22 protein-coding genes are annotated in these 23,362 nt (G+C 66.7%); 14 read left to right on the top strand and 8 right to left on the bottom strand.

From position 1 onward, the window contains the following. Positions 1 to 125 precede the first annotated feature (125 nt). The 6 genes from BS38_RS0110090 (at position 126) to BS38_RS0110065 (ending at position 5,267) form a co-directional block, all read left to right on the top strand. Positions 126 to 1,895 carry a dihydroxyacetone kinase family protein gene (locus tag BS38_RS0110090; protein WP_028270689.1) on the top strand — a complete coding sequence of 590 codons (1,770 nt, stop codon included), beginning with the start codon at positions 126 to 128 and terminating at the stop codon, positions 1,893 to 1,895. Continuing rightward, positions 1,892 to 2,362: a ribose-5-phosphate isomerase gene (locus BS38_RS0110085; protein ID WP_028270688.1), complete on the top strand. Its 471-nt coding sequence runs from the start codon at positions 1,892 to 1,894 to the stop codon at positions 2,360 to 2,362. Before BS38_RS0110090 ends, BS38_RS0110085 begins: the two co-directional genes overlap by 4 nt. Continuing rightward, positions 2,346 to 3,182 carry a triose-phosphate isomerase family protein gene (locus BS38_RS0110080; protein ID WP_028270687.1) on the top strand — a complete coding sequence of 279 codons (837 nt, stop codon included), beginning with the start codon at positions 2,346 to 2,348 and terminating at the stop codon, positions 3,180 to 3,182. Before BS38_RS0110085 ends, BS38_RS0110080 begins: the two co-directional genes overlap by 17 nt. Beyond that, positions 3,179 to 3,991 carry a sugar phosphate isomerase/epimerase family protein gene (locus BS38_RS0110075; RefSeq protein ID WP_028270686.1) on the top strand — a complete coding sequence of 271 codons (813 nt, stop codon included), beginning with the start codon at positions 3,179 to 3,181 and terminating at the stop codon, positions 3,989 to 3,991. Before BS38_RS0110080 ends, BS38_RS0110075 begins: the two co-directional genes overlap by 4 nt. Position 3,992: 1 nt before the next feature. Beyond that, positions 3,993 to 4,853 (top strand): phosphogluconate dehydrogenase C-terminal domain-containing protein, encoded by an 861-nt coding sequence (locus BS38_RS0110070; RefSeq protein ID WP_028270685.1) that lies wholly within the window; start codon positions 3,993 to 3,995, stop codon positions 4,851 to 4,853. Between the two features lie 177 nt (positions 4,854 to 5,030). Further along, positions 5,031 to 5,267, top strand: coding sequence for a hypothetical protein (locus BS38_RS0110065; RefSeq protein WP_051628828.1), 237 nt, complete (start codon positions 5,031 to 5,033; stop codon positions 5,265 to 5,267). Between the two features lie 47 nt (positions 5,268 to 5,314). Here the strand turns inward: BS38_RS0110065 and BS38_RS0110060 are convergent, their stop codons facing one another. The 4 genes from BS38_RS0110060 to BS38_RS0110045 form a co-directional block, all read right to left on the bottom strand. Continuing rightward, on the bottom strand, positions 5,315 to 5,551 hold the full coding sequence (locus BS38_RS0110060; RefSeq protein ID WP_028270683.1) for a hypothetical protein: 237 nt from the start codon (positions 5,549 to 5,551) through the stop codon (positions 5,315 to 5,317). A 165-nt stretch (positions 5,552 to 5,716) separates the two neighbouring features. Next, positions 5,717 to 7,309, bottom strand: a complete 1,593-nt coding sequence (gene hutH, locus BS38_RS0110055; RefSeq protein ID WP_028270682.1) for a histidine ammonia-lyase — start codon at positions 7,307 to 7,309, stop codon at positions 5,717 to 5,719. 97 nt (positions 7,310 to 7,406) lie between these two features. Next, entirely contained in the window at positions 7,407 to 9,104 is a 1,698-nt protein-coding gene (hutU, locus tag BS38_RS0110050; protein ID WP_028270681.1) for a urocanate hydratase, read from the bottom strand. A gap of 214 nt (positions 9,105 to 9,318) precedes the next feature. Further along, positions 9,319 to 10,146 carry an IclR family transcriptional regulator gene (locus BS38_RS0110045; protein ID WP_028270680.1) on the bottom strand — a complete coding sequence of 276 codons (828 nt, stop codon included), beginning with the start codon at positions 10,144 to 10,146 and terminating at the stop codon, positions 9,319 to 9,321. A 225-nt stretch (positions 10,147 to 10,371) separates the two neighbouring features. Here BS38_RS0110045 and BS38_RS0110040 point away from each other — a divergent pair, with 225 nt between their 5' ends. Beyond that, the gene (locus BS38_RS0110040; RefSeq protein ID WP_028270679.1) at positions 10,372 to 10,710 is read left to right on the top strand and encodes a hypothetical protein; all 339 of its coding nucleotides are present in this window, start codon (positions 10,372 to 10,374) and stop codon (positions 10,708 to 10,710) included. Between the two features lie 10 nt (positions 10,711 to 10,720). Beyond that, positions 10,721 to 11,638, top strand: a complete 918-nt coding sequence (locus BS38_RS0110035) for an SDR family oxidoreductase (protein ID WP_028270678.1) — start codon at positions 10,721 to 10,723, stop codon at positions 11,636 to 11,638. Positions 11,639 to 11,896: 258 nt separating this feature from the next. Here BS38_RS0110035 and BS38_RS24895 read toward each other — a convergent pair whose 3' ends face one another. After that, positions 11,897 to 13,456: an HNH endonuclease signature motif containing protein gene (locus BS38_RS24895; protein WP_043438285.1), complete on the bottom strand. Its 1,560-nt coding sequence runs from the start codon at positions 13,454 to 13,456 to the stop codon at positions 11,897 to 11,899. A gap of 264 nt (positions 13,457 to 13,720) precedes the next feature. On the opposite strand from BS38_RS24895, the gene BS38_RS24890 reads away from it, so the two are divergent. From BS38_RS24890 to BS38_RS0110015, 3 genes are all read left to right on the top strand, one after another. Beyond that, on the top strand, positions 13,721 to 15,271 hold the full coding sequence (locus BS38_RS24890; RefSeq protein ID WP_043438282.1) for an amino acid permease: 1,551 nt from the start codon (positions 13,721 to 13,723) through the stop codon (positions 15,269 to 15,271). Between the two features lie 175 nt (positions 15,272 to 15,446). Next, complete coding sequence (locus BS38_RS24885) at positions 15,447 to 15,725, top strand: hypothetical protein (RefSeq protein ID WP_043438280.1); 279 nt, start codon at positions 15,447 to 15,449, stop codon at positions 15,723 to 15,725. Between the two features lie 67 nt (positions 15,726 to 15,792). Continuing rightward, positions 15,793 to 16,428: a LysE family translocator gene (locus tag BS38_RS0110015; protein ID WP_028270677.1), complete on the top strand. Its 636-nt coding sequence runs from the start codon at positions 15,793 to 15,795 to the stop codon at positions 16,426 to 16,428. Between the two features lie 118 nt (positions 16,429 to 16,546). Here BS38_RS0110015 and BS38_RS0110010 read toward each other — a convergent pair whose 3' ends face one another. Together BS38_RS0110010 and BS38_RS0110005 are read right to left on the bottom strand one after the other, a co-directional pair. Beyond that, positions 16,547 to 17,296, bottom strand: coding sequence for a 3-hydroxybutyrate dehydrogenase (locus BS38_RS0110010; RefSeq protein WP_028270676.1), 750 nt, complete (start codon positions 17,294 to 17,296; stop codon positions 16,547 to 16,549). 81 nt (positions 17,297 to 17,377) lie between these two features. Continuing rightward, positions 17,378 to 18,757: an MFS transporter gene (locus tag BS38_RS0110005; protein ID WP_028270675.1), complete on the bottom strand. Its 1,380-nt coding sequence runs from the start codon at positions 18,755 to 18,757 to the stop codon at positions 17,378 to 17,380. 132 nt (positions 18,758 to 18,889) lie between these two features. Here BS38_RS0110005 and BS38_RS0110000 point away from each other — a divergent pair, with 132 nt between their 5' ends. Further along, positions 18,890 to 19,786: a LysR family transcriptional regulator gene (locus BS38_RS0110000; RefSeq protein WP_028270674.1), complete on the top strand. Its 897-nt coding sequence runs from the start codon at positions 18,890 to 18,892 to the stop codon at positions 19,784 to 19,786. Positions 19,787 to 19,961: 175 nt separating this feature from the next. Next, positions 19,962 to 20,720: a GAF and ANTAR domain-containing protein gene (locus BS38_RS24880; protein WP_051628827.1), complete on the top strand. Its 759-nt coding sequence runs from the start codon at positions 19,962 to 19,964 to the stop codon at positions 20,718 to 20,720. 229 nt (positions 20,721 to 20,949) lie between these two features. Here BS38_RS24880 and BS38_RS0109990 read toward each other — a convergent pair whose 3' ends face one another. After that, on the bottom strand, positions 20,950 to 21,867 hold the full coding sequence (locus BS38_RS0109990; RefSeq protein ID WP_028270673.1) for a spermidine synthase: 918 nt from the start codon (positions 21,865 to 21,867) through the stop codon (positions 20,950 to 20,952). A 182-nt stretch (positions 21,868 to 22,049) separates the two neighbouring features. Between BS38_RS0109990 and BS38_RS0109985 the strand changes: the two genes are divergently transcribed. Further along, positions 22,050 to 23,114 carry an NAD-dependent epimerase/dehydratase family protein gene (locus BS38_RS0109985; protein WP_028270672.1) on the top strand — a complete coding sequence of 355 codons (1,065 nt, stop codon included), beginning with the start codon at positions 22,050 to 22,052 and terminating at the stop codon, positions 23,112 to 23,114. Positions 23,115 to 23,362 lie beyond the last annotated feature (248 nt).

The raw sequence follows: 23,362 nt of genomic DNA, 5'->3' as shown, positions 1-23,362 counted from the left end.
CCGTCACAGCCGGGCCGCAACAAGCCCGGGGGCGTCCCCCTTGCCCGGGGACGCCCCCGCTCCAACCCGCCAATCCAATCCGCCCCGCCCCGAACGACTTCCTTAGTTAGGCCCAGGAGCTTCCCATGACCCGCCTGTTCAATGAACCAGCAGCTTTCGCTGACGAGATGATCGAAGGCTTTGTTGCCTCCCACGGCCGCTGGGTAAAGCGCGTCTCCGGCGGCGTCGTCCGCAACACCAGGAGCACCCCGGAGACGGTGGCGCTGGTGATCGGCGGCGGCTCCGGCCACTACCCGGCGTTCGCGGGCCTGGTGGGGCAGGGCCTGGCGCACGGCGCCGCGATGGGCAACCTCTTCGCTTCCCCCTCCGCGCAGCAGGTCTACAACGTGGCGAAAGCGTCCAGCAACGGCGCCGGCGTGCTGCTGGGTTACGGCAACTACGCCGGGGATGTCCTGCACTTCAACCAGGCCCAGGACCGCCTCCGCAAGGAAGGCATCGACTGCCGCAGCATCGCCGTCACCGACGACGTTTCTTCCGCCCCGCTCACCGAGCGCACCAAGCGCCGCGGCATCGCCGGGGATCTGACCGTTTTCAAGGTGGCTGCCGCAGCCGCCGAGGCCGGCTACTCCATGGACGACGTCGTCGCCATCGCCGAGCGCGCCAATGACCGCACCCGTTCCTTCGGCGTCGCCTTCACCGGCTGCACCCTGCCGGGCGCCGACCACCCGCTGTTCTCCGTCCCCGAGGGCCGGATGGCCGTGGGCATGGGCATCCACGGCGAACCCGGCATCGGTGAAACGGACATCCCGACGGCGGACCAGCTCGCCGAATTGCTGGTGGCCAAGCTCCTCACCGAAGTCCCGGAAGGACTCGAAGGATTCGACGGAGGCACCCCCCGCCGTGTGGTTCCGATCCTCAACGGCCTGGGCAGCGTCAAATACGAAGAGCTGTTCGTGGTCTACCGCCGCGTGGCCCAGCTGCTGGCCGAGGCCGGCCTGGAAGCCGTGGACCCGCAGGTGGGCGAGCTCGTGACCAGCTTCGACATGGCCGGCACCTCCCTGACACTGTTCTGGCTCGACGACGAACTCGAGACCCTCTGGAACGCCCCCGCCGATGCTCCCGCCTTCCGCCGCGGAGCCGTAACGGCCGCCGCTCTGGACGCTTCCGACGACGCCGAACCGGCCGACGTCGAACAGACCATCCCGGAAGCGACGGCGGAGTCCCGCGCCGGCGCCGTCCGGGTCCTCGCAGCGCTCGGCGCCGCCAAGAACGTGGTGGACGCCAATGCCGACGAACTGGGCCGGATTGATGCGATCGCCGGCGACGGCGACCACGGCATCGGCATGGAACGCGGCGTCCGCGCCGCCGTCGACGCCGCTCGTGACGCCGTCGCCCGCGGTGCCGGGGCGGCCACCACCCTGCACTTCGCCGCGGACGCCTGGGCCGACAAGGCCGGCGGGACGTCCGGTGCGCTCTGGGGCATGGCCCTCCGCGCGGTTGGTGACGCCGTGGGCGACACCCAAGCGCCCGACGCCGGTGCTGTCGCCAGAGGCGTTGCCGGTGCCGCGTTCGCGATCATGGACTTCGGCAAGGCCAAGCCCGGGGACAAGACCCTGGTGGACGTCCTGGTCCCGTTCCGCGACGCCCTCACTGCCGGTGTCAACGCCGGCAAGTCCCTCACCGAGGCCTGGGGCGCCGCCGCCACCGTTGCGCAGCAGGCCGCCGAAGACACCGCGCAGCTGCTGCCCCTCATGGGCCGCGCCCGCCCGCACGCCGAGAAGAGCCTCGGCACGCCGGACGCCGGAGCGGTGTCCATGGCGCTGATCGTCCGCGCCATCCACAACACGCTTACCGAGAACACCCTCAGCAACAACACAGTCAAGGAGAACGCATGAGCGCCAAACTGCGCCTGGTCATCGGGGCCGACGACGCCGGATTCGAATACAAGGAAGCCCTGAAGGCTGACCTGGAGGCCTCCGAGCTGGTCGAATCCGTGACCGACGTCGGGGTGGACGCCACCAGCCACACCCCCTACCCGTCCGTGGCCATCGCCGCCGCCGAACTCATCGCCGCCGGCAAGGCCGACCGTGCCCTGCTGGTCTGCGGCACCGGGCTCGGTGTGGCCATCGCCGCGAACAAGGTCCCCGGCGTCCGGGCCGTCACCGCGCACGACAGCTTCTCCGTGGAACGCTCCGTCCTGAGCAACAACGCCCAGGTCCTCACCTTCGGCCAGCGCGTCGTCGGCCTGGAACTCGCCCGCCGGCTTGCCCGCGAATGGCTCACCTACACCTTCGACGAGACCTCCGCCTCGGCCGAAAAAGTCACCCTGATTAAGGACTATGAAGGTGTCACTTCCTGCTAAGAATGCTTCGGCCCGCGCCGGAGACACAGCGCCGCAGGCGAAGGCCATCATCGGCGTCAGCCTGAAGATGTACTTCGGCTACCAGCGCTCGGTCGACTACTGCCGCGACGTGGCCACCATCGCGTTCGCCCACCCGGCGGTCCAGAGCGGCGACATCGAACTGTTCGTGCTGCCCACCCTGCCGGTGCTGCCCGAAGCGGCCCGCATCCTGGGTGCGGCCGGCGCCGCCGCCGGAGCCCAGGACATCTTCTGGGAAGACGAAGGCGCGTTCACCGGCGAGGTCGGCGGCACGACGGTGGCCGAACTCGGTGGCCGCTACGCCGAGGTGGGCCATGCCGAACGCCGCCGGATCTTTGGCGAGGACGACCGAGTCATCGGGCTCAAGACCGCCGCAGCCTACCGCAACGGCCTCACGCCAATCCTGTGCGTCGGCGAACTCAACGCCGGGTCACCGGAAGAAGCCATCGCCCAGTGCAGCGCCGAGATCGATGCCGCCCTGAACCGCGCGCAGTCCCTGGGACCGGCCGGACGCACCATCGTGGCGTATGAGCCGCAGTGGGCCATCGGCGCCCCCGAACCGGCGTCACCGCAGTACATCAGTGCCGTCATCACCGGCCTGGACGCACACCTCCGGGCACTGCCCGGCCAGGCGGACAGCCGGGTGATCTACGGCGGCAGCGCCGGCCCAGGCCTGATCACGGAACTGGACACCGCCGTCGCCGGCCTGTTCCTGGGCCGGTTTGCCCACGACCCCCAGGCACTCAAGACCATCCTTGACGAGACCGCCGCACGGCTGGCCGCGAAGAAGGTGGCCGCGTGAGCTCCCCCGCCAAGAGCCGGATCGGCCTGAGCAGCTACGCGTTCTTCTGGCAACTCTCGGACCAGGTGTCCGAACCGCTCAGCATCCACCAGGCACTGGAACGGACCGCCGCCCTGGGCGTGGACCTCTTCCAGATCTGCGACTACGCCCCGCTGGAAGCCATGACGGACGCCGAACTGGAAGCCGTCCGCGCCACCGCGGACTCGATGGGGATAGCGCTGGAGCTCGGCACCAAGGGCATCCGCCCGGAGCACCTGCGGAAATTCCTGCACATCGCCGGGATCCTGGGCTCGCCCCTGCTGCGGACCATGTTCAACGTCCCGGGCCACACCCCGACGGCGGAGGAAGCGGTGGCGATCTTCAAGGACGTCCTGCCCGAGTTCGAGGCAGCCGGGGTGAGGATCGCGGTGGAAACCTACGAACAGGTCCCCACTTCCCGGATCCTGGACGTCATCCGCGGAGTGGACAGCCCATCCCTGGGCATCTGCAGCGATCCGGCCAACACGGTCGCGGCGCTGGAGATGCCGCGCGAGGTGATTGACGCCGTCGCGCCCTACGTCCTCAACATGCACATCAAAGACTTTGCGTTCAGCCGCAAGGAGGGGTGGGTCGGGTTCACGTACTCCGGCGCTCCCCTCGGCGAAGGCCTTCTCGACTATGACTACATGGCCGGGAAGCTTCAGCCCAAAGAAAGAAACATCAACCAGATCGTCGAACACTGGCTGCCGTGGCAGGACACCGAGGCGGACACCATCCGCCTTGAAAACCAGTGGACCCAGCAAAGCATCGATTTCCTAAGGAGCAAGTGAAATGTCAGCAGAACAATTGACCGTCGCCGTCATCGGAGCCGGTGGCAAAATGGGAATGCGCGTTTCCCGGAACCTCCAGAAGAGCGCCCACACCGTCTTCTACAGCGAGAACTCCCCCGCCGGCCAGGACCGCGTCCGCGCCGAAGGCCGTGACATCACCTCCACCGACGACGCCGTCAAGGGCGCCGACGTGGTGATCCTCGCCGTCCCGGACACCGTCCTGGGCGTTGTGTCCGAAGGCGTGGTCCCCCAGATGAAGGCCGGTGCGATCCTGCTCACCCTGGACCCCGCCGCCGCCTACGCCGGGCTGCTGGCCAAGCGCGACGACGTGGTCCAGGCCGTGGCGCACCCGTGCCACCCGTCCGTGTTCCTGGAGCGCACCACCAAGGAGGAATGGGCCGACACCTTCGGCGGCGAAGGCGCCCCGCAGAACGTGGTTGCCGCGATCGACGAGGACGCCCCCGCAGCGACCCGCGACTCGGCCGAGGCCGTCATCCGCACCATCTACGCCCCCGTCATCGACGTGCACTGGGTCACCGTGAAGCAGCTCGCCATCCTGGAACCCACCCTGGTGGAAACCGTGGCCTGCATGATCGGCACCCTGCTCAACGAAGCACTGCACGAGACCGTACACACCGCCGGCGTCCCGGAGGAGGCAGCCAAGGCCATGCTGTTCGGCCACGTGCAGATCGCCCTGACCAACGCCCTCCGCGGCTCCAACCCGTTCTCCGAGGCCTGCGAAATCGCCATCCAGTACGGCAAGGACACCATCATCAAGGACGACTGGAAGAAGATCTTCGACGACTCCGAGCTCGACGGCGTCATCGCCAAGATGCTGAAACTGGACGCCGTCAAGCGCTAGGCGACCGGCCCTGCCGCAGGGCTCCAGCCCCCTTCGGGGCGGCTTAAAAAGGCTGTCCCTCCGGGCTTCGGTAGACCCGAAACCCGGAGGGACAAATGCCAGACATCTTACCTATTTTGACAAAGCCGGTAGAATGGATCGTGGCCATCCGGCACATCGTTTAGAGAAAGTCCTGCAATGAGCTCAGCAACCATGGAACGCCAGACCACCGACGTTCGGTCCATCCACCTGACCTTTTCAACCGCCGAAGAGGTTCACCACGGCCTGGACAGCGCCGTAAACGAACTCATCGAAGCTGCCGTAGCAGACGGCAACTGCGGCATCCGCGTCACCCGCCACGAGCCGGGCGCGTTCACCGTAGCACTAGACGAATCAGTACCCTTCGGTGAAACCTACGAGGACATCGCCGCCTAACCACGCGGCCGGATCCTGGTCTTAGATCCTGGTCTTAGGTCCTGGTCTTAGATCCTTCGGATCTGGACACCGTCCGACTTCATAAAGAGCTGGGATTCCGAAGGGCCCGTGGGCACCAGCCAGAGCACGTTTCCGCTCACGGAAACTTCCTCAACTTCACCCGCGGCCACCACATGCGCATGCTTGAGGATTTCCACCCGCTCGCCTGCTTTGAGGTTCCTCCAGTCGGAAACCGTGGCAGCAAATGCCGCCCGCCTGGACAGAACCGTCCCCCGTGCTTTCATTGAACTTCTACCCCTTTGTATATGTTCTTTTGCCACAACATCATTGGTGTGGGCTTCATCACTACATCTTTAGTTCTACTACAATTCCCGGGCCCCCGCCTGTTGTGTCGCGCAGTATTTCGGGGGCGCCGGGAAATTGTCATTCTGGATGCATAAAATTCACTTTTAGGCCAGAATTCCGACGGCGGATTCGGCTGCCGCCCGCACCTTGCCGGACGCAACGAGCCGGTCTGCCTCCTCCAGTTCCGGTGACAGGAACCGGTCCGTGCCCGGACCGTCGACGACGTCGCGCAGCGCCGCGATCACGGCCGCGCCGGCAGGCCCCGGAGCCAGTTCTCCGCCGGAAAGCTGGGTCCGCATGTCGATGGCCCGTGCGGACGTCACCAGTTCGATCGCCAGGACGCGGCGAAGGTTCTCCACGGCCTTCCTGAGCTTCCGGGCCGCGTGCCAGCCCATGGAGACGTGGTCCTCCTGCATCGCGGAGCTCGGGATCGAGTCCACGGACGCCGGGACGGCCAGCCTCTTGTTGTCCGAGACCAGTCCGGCCTGGGTGTACTGCGCGATCATCAGGCCGGAGTCCACTCCGGGATCCGCTGCCAGGAAGGCCGGCAGGCCGTGCGAACGCGCCGGGTCCAGCATGCGGTCGGTGCGGCGTTCGGCAATGGAGCTCAGGTCCGCCACGGTAATGGCCAGGAAATCGAGAACGTAGGCCACCGGGGCGCCGTGGAAATTGCCGTTGGAGCTGACCCGGCCGTCCGGAAGGACCACGGGGTTGTCGATGGCGGCGGCGAGTTCGCGGGAGGCTACGAGGGCGGCGTGGTCCACGGTGTCGCGGACGGCCCCGGCCACCTGGGGTGCGCAGCGCAGCGAGTAGGCGTCCTGGACCTTGGTGTCGTTGATCCGGTGCGAGGCCACGATCGGCGAGTTGGACAGGACCCGGAGCATGTTGTCCGCGCTTGCGGCCTGGCCCGGGTGCGGCCGGAGTGCTGCGTGCAGCTCGGGCAGGAACACCTGGTCCGTACCGAGCAGCGCCTCGACACTGAGCGCGGCGGTGATGTCCGCCGTCGTCAGCAGCTGGCGGATGTCCGCGATGGCCATCAGGAGCATGCCCAGCATGCCCTCGGTGCCGTTGACCAGCGCCAGGCCCTCCTTCTCGGCGAGCGTGACGGGTTCGATCCCGTGTTCGGCGAGCAGCTCGGCGACAGTCCGTTCGCCGCGCCCGCCGTAGGTGACGCCGTCGGGCCCTTCTGCTTCACCCTCGCCCATCAGCACCAGGGCGCAATGCGACAGGGGCGCGAGGTCGCCGGAGCAGCCGAGCGAGCCGAATTCGCGGACCACCGGCGTGATGCCGGCGTTGAGGACGTCCACCATGGTCTGCAGGACCACGGGGCGGACGCCGGTGCGGCCGGAGGCGAGGGTCTTGGCGCGGAGGAACATGATGCCGCGGACCACTTCGCGTTCCACGGCCGGGCCCATGCCGGCGGCGTGGCTGCGGATCAGCGACTTCTGCAGCTGGGTGCGCAGCTCGTTGGGGATGTGCCGGTTGGCCAGGGCGCCGAAGCCGGTGGAGATGCCGTAGGCCGGGATCTCGCTGTGGGCGAGGTCGTCGATGTGGGCGCGGACCTTGGCTACCGTGTCGAGGGCTTCCTGGGAGATGGTCACCTTGGCGTCGTGGCGGGCGACGGCGACGACATCCTCGGGGGTGACGCCGCTGGAGCCGAGGGTGACGGTCAGCGGTTCGTGGGTGGTGAGAGTCATGATTCCTACTTCAATTCTCATCGATTGCTCCGTAAGTGCCCTTTTGGGACCTCATAACGGCTCTTACGGAGCAATCGATGTGGGGTTGGGACCGTGGTCAGCGGGTTTCGTTCATGGGGATGCGGACGCCGCGTTCGTTGGCGACCTCGACGGCGCGGTCGTAGCCCGCGTCGGCGTGCCGGATGACGCCCATGCCGGGGTCGTTGGTGAGGAGGCGCGCGAGCTTTTCCGCGGCGAGGTCGGTGCCGTCGGCGACGGAGACCTGGCCGGCGTGGATGGAACGGCCGATGCCGACGCCGCCGCCGTGGTGGATGGAGACCCATGTGGCTCCGGATGCGGTGTTCAGCAGCGCGTTGAGCAGCGGCCAGTCGGCGATCGCGTCGGAGCCGTCGGCCATGGCCTCGGTTTCGCGGTACGGGGAGGCGACGGAGCCGGAGTCGAGGTGGTCGCGGCCGATCACGATGGGTGCCTTGACCTTGCCCTCCTTGACGAGCTGGTTGAACAGCAGCCCGGCCTTGGCGCGTTCGCCGTAGCCCAGCCAGCAGATACGGGCCGGCAGGCCTTCGAACTCGACGCGCTCGGCGGCCGCGTCGATCCAGCGGTGCAGGTGCTTGTTCTCGGGGAACAGTTCCTTGATGGCTGCGTCGGTGACGGCGATATCCTCGGGGTCACCGGAAAGCGCAACCCAGCGGAACGGGCCCAGGCCCTCGCAGAACAGCGGGCGGATGTAGGCCGGGACGAAGCCGGGGAACTCGAAGGCCCGGCCGTAGCCGCCCTTGCGGGCCTCATCGCGGATGGAGTTGCCGTAGTCGAAGACCTCGGCACCGGCGTCCTGGAACTCCACCATGGCCTGGACGTGCTTCGCCATCGAGGCCTGGGCCTTCTTGGTGAAGCCCTCGGGGTCGGCCGCGGCCTCGCGGTGCCATTCCTCCACCGTGATGCCCTCGGGCAGGTAGCTCAGGGGGTCGTGCGCGGAGGTCTGGTCGGTGACAATGTCCACGGTCAGCTCGCCGGCGTTGTGGCGGCGCAGGATCTCCGGGAAGACCTCGGCGGCGTTGCCGACGTAGCCCACGGACCAGCCGCGGCGCTCTTCCTTGGCTTTGAGGACCTTGGCGATGGCGGCGTCGAGGTCGGTCTCCACTTCGTCGAGGTAGCGCTTGCCGGCGCGGCGGCGCAGGCGCGTTTCGTCGACGTCGACAATCAGGCAGGCGCCGTCGTTCAGGGTGACGGCGAGCGGCTGGGCGCCGCCCATGCCGCCGCAGCCGCCGGTGAGGGTCAGGGTGCCGGCGAGGGTGCCGTTTTCGTCTCCGGTGAGCTTGCGGGCGATCGCGGCGAAGGTCTCGAAGGTGCCCTGCAGGATGCCCTGGGTGCCGATGTAGATCCACGACCCGGCGGTCATCTGGCCGTACATCATCAGGCCCTCGGCCTCGAGCCGGCGGAATTCAGGCCAGTTGGCCCAGTCGCCGACGAGGTTGGAGTTGGCGAGCAGCACGCGCGGCGCCCATTCGTTGGTGCGGAAGACGCCCACCGGCTTGCCGGACTGGACCAGCAGGGTCTCGTCCTTTTCCATGGTTTCCAGGGTGCGGGTGATCGCGTCGAACGCGGCCCAGCTGCGGACGGCGCGGCCGGTGCCGCCGTAGACCACCAGGTCGTCCGGGCGCTCGGCGACCTCGGGGTCCAGGTTGTTCATGAGCATGCGCAGCGGGGCTTCCGTCTGCCAGCTCTTGGCGGTGAGCTCGGTGCCGCGGGCTGCTTTGACCGGGCGGGCACCGGTGGTGAAATCGGCGGGTGCCATGAGGCGCTCCTTCGTGTGCTTGGTGGTTCGACCGGCGTCCGCCGGCTCATTGAGGTTCTGTATCAACTAAAGCCTGTCCGCAGCCCCGGAAACAGTGGGTTGAAGCCGGTGCTGTCCGGTATTCCAGACGCGCACCACTGTTCCCAACTAGGTAGCAGCAGGTGTCGTTTTGGGCCTTCAAAACGACACCTGCTGCTACCTAGTTGGGTAAGGGCTACTTGGCCGGGCGTCCGTGGATGCGGACGGAGAGTTCGTCCGCCACTTTCCGGACGCGGGCAGCGAGCGCCGGCCATTGGTCCGCCGGCAGTTTGTCCTCGAGGAACGTGACGGCGACGGCCGCCGTCGGCCATCCCACATGGTCCGTGACCGCGGCGGCAATCGAGCCGAACCCGGGTGTCACCTCGCCGTGTTCGGTGGCATAGCCGCGTTGCCGGACCTGGTCGAGGTGCGAGGACAGCGCCGAATACTTCATGATGGCGCCCTCCACGTCGTGCCGGGCCGTGAAGGCGGCCGCATTCGGGTACAGCGCACGGACCTGCGACTTGGGCAGGGCCGCGAGGATGGCCCGCCCGCTGGCCGTGAGGTGGCTGGGCAGCCGGACGCCGACGTCGGTCACCAGGGACGGCCTGTTCTTGGCGCGTTCCTCGACGATGTACAGCACATCGCGGCCGTGCAGCACTGCCAGGTGAGCGCTTTCGCCCACGACGTCCACCAGCGAGGCGAGCATCGGCCGGCCGATCCGGGACAGCGGCTCCTGCCGCGAATACGCGGAGCTGAGTTCGAAGGCGCTGATGCCCAGCCCGTACCGCTGCTCCTCATGCAGGTGCATCACGAAGCCGTTGGCCTCCATGACGCCGAGCAGGTGGTAGACGCTTGAGCGCGGCAACCCCAGGGCCGTGGCAATGTTCGACGCCGCCATCGGCCCGCGCTTGGAGGCCAGGAGTTTGAGGATACGCAAGGTATTTTCCGCCGCCGGGACTTTCGACGCCACCTTCGCGGTCGCCTTTGCCGCCGTCCGTGCGGGCGATTCGCCGTCCGCCATGTTTCCTCCATCGTTCGCGCCGGATCAAGGGGTGTCCGGTATCCCGTACTTAAGCGTGTTCCCTGCGCGGCACCGCATACGGCCATCGAACCACTTTGCCGTCCGGGATACCAGACATACATCAGGACGGGGACCGGGTGAGGACGTCCGGGGACTTCCGCCCCTATGCCGCTTCTCCCGTCCGGTGCTTCGATGGAGGTCACGGACTGTTGCGAGGAGGCGACCATGGTCTGGATTGCCGGACTCTTCCTGGTTGCCCACGGCTTGATCCACCTCGCCATCTGGCTGCCGAAGGCCGATCCGAATGCACCCATCGACGCCGGCCACTCCCCTTTCGCCGGCAATGTCAGGCGCGCCGCGGCCGCCCTGGCCGTTGCGGCCGCAGTGGTGTTGGCAGCCGGCGGCCTGGGACTCATTGGAGGGGCATCCTGGTGGCAGCCGGCAACCATCACCGGGGCAGCCCTCTCAACCGCGCTGCTCCTGCTGACCTTCAACAAGTGGTGGCTCATTGCCCTCGGCATCAATGCCGCGATCATCGTGCTGAGCGTGCAGCAGGATGCCTAGGAACGCAGCCATGACCAAACCGCTGGCAGGAAAAGTCGCGCTGGTGGCCGGGGCCACGCGGGGCGCCGGCCGGGGCACCGCCGTCGCCCTGGGCGAAGCAGGCGCCACCGTGTACTGCACCGGCCGCAGCGCCGGAGGCCGCAGGTCCGACTACAACCGGCCGGAGACCCTCGAGGAAACGGCCGTGCAGGTCAATGCCGCCGGTGGAGTCGGCATTCCCGTGGCGGTGGATCACCTGGACCCGGAGGCCGTACAGTCGCTGGTGCAGCGGATCGACGACGAACACGGGCGCCTGGACATTCTGGTCAACGACATCTGGGGCGGTGAAAACCTCATCGAATGGGACGCTCCATTGTGGTCCCACCATTTGGAGTCCGGCCTGCGGATGCTGCACACCGCCGTCGATACGCACCTGATCGCCAGCCATTTCGCGCTCCCGCTGCTCATCCGGAACCCCGGCGGCCTGGTGGTGGAAATGACCGACGGCACCCGCGAGTACAACGCCGGGCACTACAGGGTGTCGGCGTTCTACGACCTCGCCAAGAATGCGGTGCTGCGGCTCGCTTTCAGCCAGGCGGAGGAACTGAAGCAGTTCGGCTGTACCGCCGTGGCGCTCACGCCGGGCTGGATGCGCTCCGAAATGATGCTGGAGCACTTCGGCGTCACCGAGGAGAACTGGCGGGACGCTGCGGACACCCAGCCCCATTTCGCCGCTATCTCCGAAAGCCCGCGCTTTGTGGGACGCGCCGTTGCCTCTTTGGCCGCGGACCCTGACGTGCAGGGTCGCACCGGTGGCTCGTTCTCTTCCGGAGGCCTGGCGCTGGAGTACGGCTTCACCGATATCGACGGCTCACGGCCCGACTGCTGGCGCTATCTGGTTGAGGTCCAGGAAGCGGGGCGCCCGGCGGACGCCAGCGGTTACCGCTGACGTCCGCCGCTTTAGCGTGCTCCGCTTTTAGCGGGCCCCGTTTAGTCGGCTCCGTCTAGTCGGCTCCGTTTAGCGGGCTCCGTTCCGCTGCCGCGACACCCTATCGAGCGTCTCCCGATGTTGTCTGCGGGAAGTTTACCTGAGGTCTTTCCGCCGAGAATCCAGGGCCGCAAGGGTGTGAATCCATCACCCAATTCAGGGCAAGACAAAGGAGGCCAACTGCGCTTCCCCATGCAGAACTTCCAGTGCGACACTTGCCTATGCAGCCGCGTAGGAGTCGTAGGCCAGGAAGAGCTCCCAGTCCTTGAAAGGGTCCTCGGCTAGCGGATGGTCCGTCAGATCGAATTCGGGTGGGGGTTCGTCCAAATAGTCGGGCATGCCTGAACCAAGCAGGCCCGGCTCCAATGTACCCGGGTCGGGTTCGCCTGGATCACGACTAGTAGTCATAGCCAGGATCTCGACTGGCAAGACGGGTGGTTCCCAGTCGGGTTGTTCGCTGGCGTAATGGCGGCCTGCGGGTGAAGTCCAGCCGGGCGGTTCAGTGGGGCTGGCGCCGGCGGGTTTCCACCCGGAGGTGTGTTTGAGGCGGTGGTGTTTGCGGCACGGTTGGCCGAGGTTGCTGATCCCCGTGCTCCCGCCGTCAGCCCAGGCGAGGAGGTGGTCGGCGTCATTGTCCAGCGACTGGTTGTTACAGCCAGGGAACGGACACTTCCCGTCCCTCAGCCGGAGCCACTGCCGCAGCGCTGTGGAAATGCGGTAGCTGGTCCGTCCTACCTCCAACGGCGCACCGTCGCAGGGGTCCGTCAACACCCTCAGGAATGAAGATGCGCCGTCAGCGACAAGGGCGCGCCCCATGGACGGCGGGATCGGGCCGTACCCGTCCAACATGGCCGGCTCCTCGGATAAGCCGAGCAACGAGAGCGCCGGAACGGTGATGAGCACCTGCGCCGCAGGGGAAGGCACGTCTCCAGCCGTTGCGTTGCCTGCCGTTTCGCGCCCCGAAGTGAGGAGCCAGGTCGCGGCGACGTCGGCGCGGAGCTGGGTAAGGGTCCTGGCCTCGTCAGCTCCTTGGAGGGATCTTGCAGCTGTGGTGATGCGGTCCCAGGCCCCTGCTGCCTGACTGGCGGGCAGGTACGCGGAGAGCCAGGCCATGCCGTCGCGGTCCGGTGTGTATTCCACCCGCCGCTCGGCGGCGCTTCGATTATGGCGCTTTTCGATGCTGACCGGATGGTGCCGTTCCCGCCAGGTACGTGCCTTAGCCCGGAACCGGGCCGGGACGAGGTCGCCGGCAGGGCAGCCGCGCGCAGCGGATGGCGCATCCGGGTCAAGGAAGTGAGCCTCTAATCCGGCAGCCCCCGCTGTGTCGAGGTTGTCGGTTTCGTCCACCATGATCCGGGCATGCTGCCACGAAATGTTCCCCGCCTGCAGCGCGGACAACGTCAGCGGCAGGGTAGTGCTCAGTGCCTGGGCTTCGGCCAGGAGGGCACCGGCGGTGCGTTCGCTGACCGTCAGGACACACGCCACCTCAGCGGTCAGGGCCATGTCCTGTGCGGTGTGTTCTTGCGGGGACCGAGCCGGTGCCGCCGAGGCCATGGCGGCGCGCGCGTAGCCGGCGGCGAAGTGCACTTTCAGGGCAGCCATTCGGGCTTCCGTCCGCGCCAGCTCTGCCAGTCCGTCCAGGCACGCATCCGCCTGGTCACGAAGCGGGTCGGCACTGGCCGTGCCCATGCTTCCCACCGCGTGGCGAACCAGACCAGACAACGCAGAGACGGAGGCCTCGACGGCCTCCATCGTCTCCACAACGGCTCTGCTTTCCATACCCAAAGTATCTCCGGAGGCCCTGACATCATTGGCGGCGTCACTGCTGGCGCCTCCGAGGGGCCGCAAGTGTCCGTTCGCGCCGGGTGCGCAGCGGGGTCACAGCGGCGGCGGGGCCGCAAGTGTCCGTTCGCGCCGGGGGCCTGGAAGCCGCCCGGACAGTCTGAAATGAAAGACACCAAACCTCCGTGAGGCTCATCACGTAGGGCGCGAAAATGGTCTGCTGGATAGCGATCCCCCTCCCAATGACGAGAAGGTATTCGCATGCAACAAGCCCCAACAGCAAGCAAAACTGCAGGACAAACAGCGCTCGAAGACACCACCACAACGTCCTCCGGCGCCGCCGGAAGCACTGCCCGCGCCGCCGCCGGCACCGCCGTCGACACCGCCGTCAACACCGCCGTCGGCACCGTCCTGAACCGCGGACTGAACATCCGCCACATCCGCTTCATGGCTTTGGGGTCGGCCATCGGCACAGGGCTGTTCTACGGCTCTGCTTCCGCGATCCAGAAGGCCGGGCCGGCGGTCCTCCTGGCGTACATGATCGGCGGCGCGGCCGTGTTCATGGTGATGCGGGCCCTGGGCGAGATGGCCGTGCGGCACCCCGTGTCCGGCTCGTTCGGCCAGTACGCCAGCCGCTACCTCGGTCCGCTGGCCGGATTCGTGACCGGCTGGACGTATGTGTTCGAGATGGCCATCGTGGCCATCGCGGACGTCACCGCCTTCAGTATCTACATGGGGTTCTGGTTCCCCGACGTCGAGCGCTGGATCTGGGTCCTGGCCATCATCTTCTTCCTGGCAGCCCTGAACCTGCTCAGCGTCAAGGTGTTCGGCGAGCTGGAGTTCTGGTTCTCGCTGATCAAAGTCGTGGCCATCATCGCCATGATCGCCGGCGGCGCAGCCATCATCATCTTCGGTTTCCAGGCCGGCGGGGCCACGGTCGCTCCGGGAATCGGCAACCTCGTGGAGCACGGGGGCCCGTTCCCCAACGGCTTCGAAGGGCTCCTGGCCTCGTTCGCCGTCGTGATGTTCGCCTTTGGCGGGATCGAAACCATCGGCGTCACGGCCGGTGAAGCGGCCGACCCCAAGAAGGTCATTCCCAAGGCCGTCAACACCGTACCCGTGCGGGTTCTGCTGTTCTACGTGCTGACCCTCGCCGTGCTGATGAGCCTGTTTCCGTGGAACGAGGTAGGCGCCAACGGCAGTCCGTTCGTCCAGATCTTCAGCGGCCTGGGTATTCCCGCCGCACCGCACATCCTCAACGCCGTGGTGATTACTGCTGCCCTGTCCGCCATCAACAGCGACATTTTCGGAGCCGGCCGCATCCTCTTCGGACTGGCCCGGCAAGGCCATGCGCCGGCAAGCTTCGGCAAGGTATCCCGCCACGGGGTGCCGTGGATGACCGTTGTGATGATGGCCGGCGTCCTGCTGGTGGGCGTGATCCTGAACGCCGTCATGCCCGAGGACGTGTTCCTGCTGATCGCTTCGATCGCCACCTTTGCCACCGTCTGGGTCTGGGTCATGATCCTGGCGTCCCATGTGGCCATGAAACGGGAGATCGCCCGCAAGGGGCTCCCGGCGTCGGAATTTCCTTCTCCGTGGTGGCCGGCGGCCTCCATCCTGACCATCGCGTTCATGGCCCTGGTGATCGCGATCCTGGGTGCGTTCGAGGATTCCCGGGTTGCCCTCTACGTGGGTGCAGTGTGGCTGGGGCTGCTGATGGTGGCCTACCGCCTGTGGGTCCGCGGCCATGGGCGCGCCCGCGCCGAACTTGTCGACGAGACGGCTCAGGGCGCTGGAACATCGGGCAAGTAGTGCCCAATAAATTTCGAGTGTTGGACGGTACAGAAGGGGTAAGAGTTACGCAAGCGACGGGTGGGATTTGGCCTTAGGTTGGACCCCAGGCGCAGACCGGACGTGAACCACTTGCCGCAGCATCCGGACCGCCTGCGAGTCCTGCTGGTTCAGGCACTGCAAAGGAGTGGTTTTGATGAAGGATCATCCAGCCTCCCGGCCTCCCTTCCCCCGCGCCCGGCGCCGCTTGATCTCATGGCTGAAGGCCGCAGCGCAGAAAATCCGCACGGCCACCGTACCGTTCAAGATCGGGGACGTAGTCCTTGCCGACGACCCCTTCAACGGCCGCCGGCTTGGCGTGGTGACGGTCATCCACGGCTCGTCGCTGGGCCTGCGGACGGCGGCTGACGCCCACCCCGACCTGGTACCCGAGGTGATCTACTACGACTATCGGCAGGTTCGAACGCCGGAGTAGCAATACTGGCCGGGCCACCCAGGGCTTCCCCGGGCTACCCAGGGCTTCCCCGGCGCTAAAATCAGTCATGGTTCCACTGAGCAATCTGCTGACTTTTGCCCTGGCCGCCGCCGTCCTGATTGCCGTCCCCGGGCCGAGCGTGCTGTTCGTGATCGGACGCAGCCTGGCCCTGGGCCGCAAGGGCGGGCTGCTGAGTGTCCTGGGAAATGCGCTGGGAATGGTCCCGCAGATCCTTGCGGTGGCGCTCGGTGTGGGTGTTGCCCTGGCGCAGTCGGTCCTGCTCTTCACGATCGTGAAGTTCGCCGGCGCAGCCTACCTCGTGTTCCTCGGCATCCAGGCGATCCGGCACCGTGGAACAAGTACGACGGCGGCCGATCCTTCGCGTTCCGGCTCCACTTTCCGGGTCCTCCGGCAAGGATTCGTTGTGGGCGCCACCAACCCGAAGTCGCTGGTGTTCTTCGTGGCGGTGCTGCCCCAGTTCGTGGAGTACTCCGCCGGCGGAATCCCGCTGCAGCTTGCCAGCCTGGGGGCGGTGTTCCTGCTGATCGCCCTCGTCTCGGACAGCATCTGGGCGCTGGCAGCAGGAACCGCCCGCCAGTGGTTCGCCCGCTCCCCGCGGCGCATCTCCACGCTGAGCACCACGGGAGGAGCAATGATGATCGCCCTCGGAGGCACCCTCGCCTTAACAGGTGCAAAGCCATAGTTTGTGCCGCGCAGTTGGAGGCGGGCGGCGTCGGGCATGTGGAAGCGTGCGTCTAAGCGAGGAACGAGCGAGCACGCGGAACATGTCCGTGCCGCCCGCAACTGCGGGCGGACCGAAACTAACGAGCCGACCAGCCGCCGTCCATGGTGTAGCTGGCGCCGGTGACCATGCCGGCGTCGTTCGAGGCGAGCCAGGCAACCAGCGACGCGACTTCTTCCGGCTCCACGAGCCGCTTGATGGCGGACTCGGTCAGCATGATTTTCGCCAGCACCTCGGATTCGGGGATGCCGTGGACCTTGGCCTGGTCGGCAATCTGCGACTCCACCAGGGGCGTGCGCACGTAGCCCGGATTGATGCAGTTGGAGGTGACACCGTGGTCCCCGCCCTCCAGCGCCGTCACCTTGCTGAGCCCTTCCAGTCCGTGCTTGGCCGAAACGTACGCGCTCTTGAACGGGGAGGCACGGATTCCGTGTACCGACGAGAGGTTGATGATCCGGCCGAAGTTGTTCGCGTACATGTGGGGCAGCGCCGCCCGGATCAGCAGGAACGGCGCCTCGAGCATGAGGGTGATGAGCCGGCGGAAGTCGGCCGGATCGTATTCCTCAATGGGGCTGATGCGCTGGATCCCGGCGTTGTTGACCAGGATGTCGCAGTCCAGGCTGAGGGTTGCCAAGGCATCCACATCCAGCAGGTCCACTGCCCAGGCGGTGCCGCCCACTTCATCGGCAAGTGCTGCCGCGGCGGCCTCGTCGACGTCGGCGATCACCACTTTGGCGCCCCGTGCGGCGAGGGCCCGCACACTGGCAGCGCCGATGCCGCCGGCGCCTCCGGTGACCAGGGCCTTGCGGCCGTTCAGCGTGTTTTCCATAACCCAGCCTTCCAGTTCAAAGATTTTTTCAGCGAGCCGGCCGGCTCCAGCGGGGCTGGAGCCGGCCAAAACTCAGGCAGCTCAGCGTGTGGCTGCTACAGGCAGGCCTTCGCGTTCGGCGTCGGCCCGGTCCACATCCTCCAGGGCAATGCCCTTGGTTTCCTTGAGGCTCAACACTGCCACCGTGGTGATGGCGCACGCCACCACCAGGTAAATGGCGGTGGGCACCCATGATCCGGTGTCCTTGAGCCACTGGGTGGCCAGGAGCGGCGCCAGCGAACCGGCGAAGATCGAGGTGACCTGCGAGCCCAGGGATACCCCGGCGTAGCGCATCCGGGTGGGGAAGAGCTCAGCCATGATGGCGGGCTGGCCGGCGTACATAAAGGCGTGAAGGCACAGGCCGATGGTGACGGCGAGGACGATCACCACTGCGTTCCTGGTGTCGAACATGGGGAAGGCGAAGAACGGCCAGGTGGCTCCGGTAATGGCGCCGACCAGGTACACGGGCTTCCTGCCCCAGCTGTCCACGAGGCGTCCCACCTGCGGGATGACCAGGAAGTGGATGACGTGGGCGATCAGCAGCGCCAGCAGAAGCGAGGACGTGTCGTACTTGTGGACGCTCTTGAGGTACACGATGGCGAAGCTGACCACGAGGTAGTACATGATGTTTTCCGCGAACCGGAGGCCCATGGCCTGCAGGATGCCCTTGGGGTACTTGCGGATGACCTCGCCGACGCCGTAGCTGACAGCCTGCTCCTGCTCCAGCTGTGCCTTCGCTTCCAGGAAGATCGGCGACTCGGAGACGTTGGTGCGGATGTAGTAGCCGACGAACACGATCACGGCGGAGAGCCAGAACGCCACGCGCCAGCCCCAGCTGAGGAAGTCCGCGCTGCTCAGGACGTTGGACATGATGAACAGGACCAGCGTGGCGAGCAGGTTGCCCACCGGAACGGCGGACTGGGGCCAGCTGGACCAGAATCCGCGTGACTTGTTGGGGCTGTGCTCTGCGACGAGGAGCACCGCGCCGCCCCATTCGCCGCCCAGCGCAAAACCCTGGATGAAGCGCAGGAACACCAGGAGTGCCGGTGCGAGGTAGCCGATCTCGGCAAAGCCGGGGAGGCAGCCCATCAGGAAGGTGGACACACCGATGATCACGATGGTGAGCTGCAGGGTGGGCTTGCGGCCCAGCTTGTCGCCGATCTGGCCGAAGACGATGCCGCCGAGCGGGCGGGCCACGAAGCCAACGGCGTACGTGATGAAGGCCTGGATGATGCCGTCCAGCTCGTTACCGGTGGCTGGGAAGAAGTACTTCCCGAACACCAGGGTCGCTGCGGTGGCGTAGAGGAAGAATTCGTACCACTCCACCACGGTGCCAACCATGGATGCTGCGACGATCTTTTTCAGGCCCGCGCCCTTTGGGGCGGAATCGGCCGGTGTTGCCGAGCGTTGTTCTACGCTCATGTTTGTTCTCCTTAGTGTCCACGATGACACGCGCTGTGATCCACAGCACTGAATGGGCTCAGATGAGTATTGCCGCAGAAACTCTGCACTTCAATGGCCAAACCAGCACCCCTTGTGTGCAGAATTGCAGATATGGACACTAATCCCGATGACCTTCTGGTCCTGCTGGCCGTCTCGCGCTCAGCTAAATTCACGACGGCGGCGCAGGCCCTGGGACTGAACCACACCACCGTTTCGCGCCGAATAGCGGCCTTGGAGAAGACGCTGGGCGGGCGGGTCCTCTCCCGGGCGGCCGGCGCCTGGGAACTCACCGAACTCGGCGCGGAGGCCGTGCTGGTGGCCGAGCAGGTTGAACAGGCCGTGCGCAGCCTGGGCCAGCCCGGCAAAGCACCTGACCCCATCACGGGGGTTGTCCGCATGACGGCCACTGACGGCTTCAGCGCCTACATCGCCGCCCCGGCGGTGGCACGGCTGCGCCGCCAGCACCCCGGGCTCAGCGTGGAGATCGTGACCGTCACCCGGCGGGCCCTGCAGCAGCGCTCCGGACTGGACATCGAGGTGGTGGTGGGTGAGCCCCAGGTGCACCGTGCCGAGGCCTTTAAGCTGGGCGAATACGTGCTGGGAATGTACGCCTCCCGGGCCTACCTGGCCGAAAACGGAACGCCGGCAACGGTGGAGGAACTGACGGAACATCCTCTGGTCTACTTCGTGGACTCGATGCTCCAGGTGGACGATCTCGACGCCCCGCGCCGGCTCGTCCCCGCCATGAAGGACGGCCTGAGCTCGACCAACGTTTTTGTCCATGTGGAGGCGACCCGCGCCGGCGCGGGCATCGGCTTCCTGCCATGCTTCATGGGAGACCTGCACCAGGACCTGGTCAGGCTGCTTCCGGATGCCTTCTCCGAACGGCTTCCCTACTGGATGGTGCTGCGGCCGGACTCCATGCGGCGGCCGGCGGTGGCCGCCGTGGTGCAGGCGCTACGGGACCAGACAGTCGAGCACGGGGAGGCCCTCCTGGGCAGGCGCTGAGCCCTATGTTCGGGCCTCTACACAGCGTAGTGTCAGAGGTAGGAGATGTCGGAGAGCCTTCGCTGGTGACAGTGCGTCGAATCTGTCCATATCCACCACCGTGGTTGCGGGCGATCAAGAGTCCGCGGCCTCCGACCGGCCCCAAGTGGCCCGGCTTTCAAGGATCGAGGCCGCCATGGCTCCCGAGACAGACGACGCACCCACGGCCGAGCAACTCCAGGACCTGCTGCTCGACAGTCCGGGATTCACCGAGTTCCTTCTGAGCCTGACCACCATCTCCGCTTCCCGCCTGGGCGGGCGCGATCCGATGCTGTGCGCCATCACAGTTGAGCGGAACGGCAGCCCGGCAACCGTGGCCAGCAGCGACGACGAGGCCCTGCGGATGGACGAGAAGCAATACGACTACGACGACGGTCCTTGCCTGACGGCCCTCCGGCAACAGCACACGGTGCTGGTCCCGGATCTGCTCAATGACAGCCGGTGGGAGCACTATGCGGAGGCCGTCTCGGGAGAGGGCATCCGGTCAGTCCTCGCCGTTCCGATCCGCACCGACCAAGGCGCCGCTGCTGCGCTGAACTGCTATGCCCGCAGCACCGACGCGTTCGACGCCGCCACGATCGCTTCGGTCGAGGAGCACACCGACTCGATCTCCCGGATCCTCCGGCTCGCGCTGCGTGTCCATCCGGCGGAGATCTATCCCGAGCACCTCCGCTCAGCCCTCAAATCGCGGGCTGTCATTGACGCCGCCGTGTCCCTGGTGATGCTGCAGAACCGCTGCAGCCGGGACCAGGCCATGGACCTCCTGCACCTGGCGGCACGGGCCAACGACAGCAAGCTGCACGCCATCGCCGCGGATATCCTGTCCGGCGCGGAACTTCCGGGTAGCGAACTTCCGGGTACCGAGCTTCCCGGTACCGGGGGCCGGCCGCACTAGAGGTAGAAATGAAGGAAGCCCCTGCGCGAGTCAGTGGACTCAAGCGCGGGGGCTTCCTGCCCTCCGGTCTTGGGGGAAAGCGGAGAGCTTCCACAAACTTACAGCGCGCACAGCGCCCGGATGGCGAAAAACGGCACAAAAGCCGATTCTTGAGCCAACTTTGCGGCTGCCGGGGCTTTTGTTGCACCGGTCTTGCGCCTACGTTGTGCGGCCGCTATAGAGGTGGCGGCTACGCAGCCGACGAGCCGCGCGTCGGCGGTTCGGGGTCATGGCGGACGGCTGCGCCGGCTGCAAAGGCCCGAACTTTGGCGTCATCCCAGATGTGGGCGGGGACGCCGCCGCCCAGGAGCCTGCGGGCCAGTTGGGGGTCGTCGTCGAACGGCTGGTCGCTGCCGGCCATCACCATGTTGCCGTAGCGCCTGCCTTTGAGCATGGCGGGATCGGCAATGATCAGGGTGTGCTCGAAGACGGCCGCGATGGTGGCGGCATCCTCACGGGCATTCTTCAGGTCCGGAGCGTCGCCGGAATTCACCACATAGATCCCGCCGGGAGCCAGCACGCGCTTGGCGTGCCCGTTGAACTCGGCAGTGGTCAGCGGCCGGGGCGTCAGGGCACCGGCAAACACATCGCGGATGATCACGTCACGGGTCTGGGGCGTCAGCGACTCCGTCACCTCACGCGCTTCGCCCACGCGCAGCCGCAGCAACGGGGCCTTGGGCAGATCGAACCAGCCGCGGACGTACTCGGCGAGCTTGCCGTCCAACTCCACCACCACCTGGCGGGCTTCCGGGTACGCGGCGTGGAAGTAGCGCGCCAGCGAGCACGCACCGCCGCCCAGGTGCAGGGCGCGCAGCTTGGGCCTGGCCTCCCGGGGCCACCGTGATTCCACCAGCGCGGACATCCAGCGCATGTACTCGAAATCGAGGAAGAGGGGGTCGGCAAGGTCGATGTGCGAGCTCATGACGCCGTTGATCCGCAGGAGCCAGCCGTTTGAGTTGTCCTGGTCCGCGATCAGCTCGCAGTCCCCGGTATCGATGTAATACACGCCCTCAACCGGCCCGTCAGGGCGGGTTCCCTTCGGCACTTCCACAACTCCCGGCGTCGAACGTTCAGGGTTCCTGCCGGCAGCCCGGCCCTTACGTGCCATTTAGCCGGCCACCGTGTTGCTCATGCATCAACCCTAGTTGACCCGCCCCGCCTCCGACGGCGGCAGCGTCACGGTTGCTCATTAAGCGGTGGCCTGTAGCGTTAATTCCGAACCAAACACGCTGGCCGGCCCGACCGGTACGTCGGTCGGTGCTTTCCAGCCATTCGGAAGGGCGGACGGGCATGCGGATCGTCATCACTGGCGCCAGCGGAAATGTGGGCACGGCCCTGTTGCGGCGCCTCCAGCAGGAGCGGTCGGCGCGGCACGGTACCGAACGGCCAAACACAGACGGGCCGGGTGAGCTGGAACTTGCGGGAATCGGCCGCCGCACGCCGGACCTCACGGTGGCGCCCTACTCGGGCGTGGAATGGCACGCCCTGGACATAGCGGACGACGACGGCGGGCAGCTGCGCGCGGCGCTCGCCGGGGCGGATGCGGTGGTGCACCTGGCGTGGATCCTCCAGCCGAACCGCGACGAGGCGGTCCTGCATCGGACGAACGTGACGGGGACTGCGAACGTCCTCCGCGCAGCCAGGGAAGCCGGTGTGCGGCACGTGGTGTGCGCGTCCTCCATGGGGGCGTACAGCCGCTCCGGCAAGGAAACGCGGCGGCACGAGGACTGGCCGGTCACCGGCATCGAGGAATCACACTACAGCCGGCATAAGGCCGAACAGGAAGCCCTGCTGGACAGGTTTGCAGCAGAAAATCCTGGCATCACCGTTTCAAGGCTGCGTCCGGCGCTCTCCTTCCAGGCTGAGGCAGGCAGCGAGATCGGCCGGTACTTCCTCGGCCGCCTGATTCCCCGGCTGCTGCCGCGGAATCCCAGCCTGCCGATCATTCCGTTGCCCCGCGGCCTGGCCTTCCAGGCGGTCCATGCCGACGACCTCGCTGACGCGTACTGGCGCGTTCTCGACCGCCGTGCGGCCGGCGCGTTCAACATTGCCGCCGAGCCCGTGATCGGGCCGGTGGAACTCGCACGGATTTTCCATGCCAAGAGGTGGCTGCCTGTTCCGTTCCCGCTGGTCCGAGCGGCCGTGGACTTAAGCTGGCGGCTTCACCTGCAGCCAACGGACGCAGGCTGGATTGCGATGGCCGAAGGCGCCCCGGTAATGGACACCAGCCGCGCGCGCGAGGTGCTCGGGTGGGAGCCGCACACCTCCTCGGTGGATGCGATCCGTGGGGTGATCGACGGGCTGGCGGGCGGGCGCGGCATGGCAGGCTCTCCCCTGCTGCAGCCGCGCACCTAGCTGGCGGAGGCGGCCGGGACAGTCTGCCTGGACTAGCCTGCGGAGCCGCCGGGCGGCTGGGCACCGGAAGATTCGTGCTGCGAAAACTAATACACCAAGGGTACTTACTATCTGATAGTAATCATGCTTACTATTTAACGGCCAGTTCTTACTGGTTCTTGATCAGTAGCCGACCTTCTTGGAAAGAGAGTGCGAAGATGACAGAGAACCGATGGCCACAGGACGGTAGCTACGGCACCCCTGGGGTT

Source organism: Arthrobacter sp. UNC362MFTsu5.1 (genome assembly GCF_000685965.1).
Lineage (GTDB): Bacteria > Actinomycetota > Actinomycetes > Actinomycetales > Micrococcaceae > Arthrobacter.
Note: the sequence above shows the minus strand (reverse complement) of the source record. Positions and strands in the feature narration are given on the sequence as shown.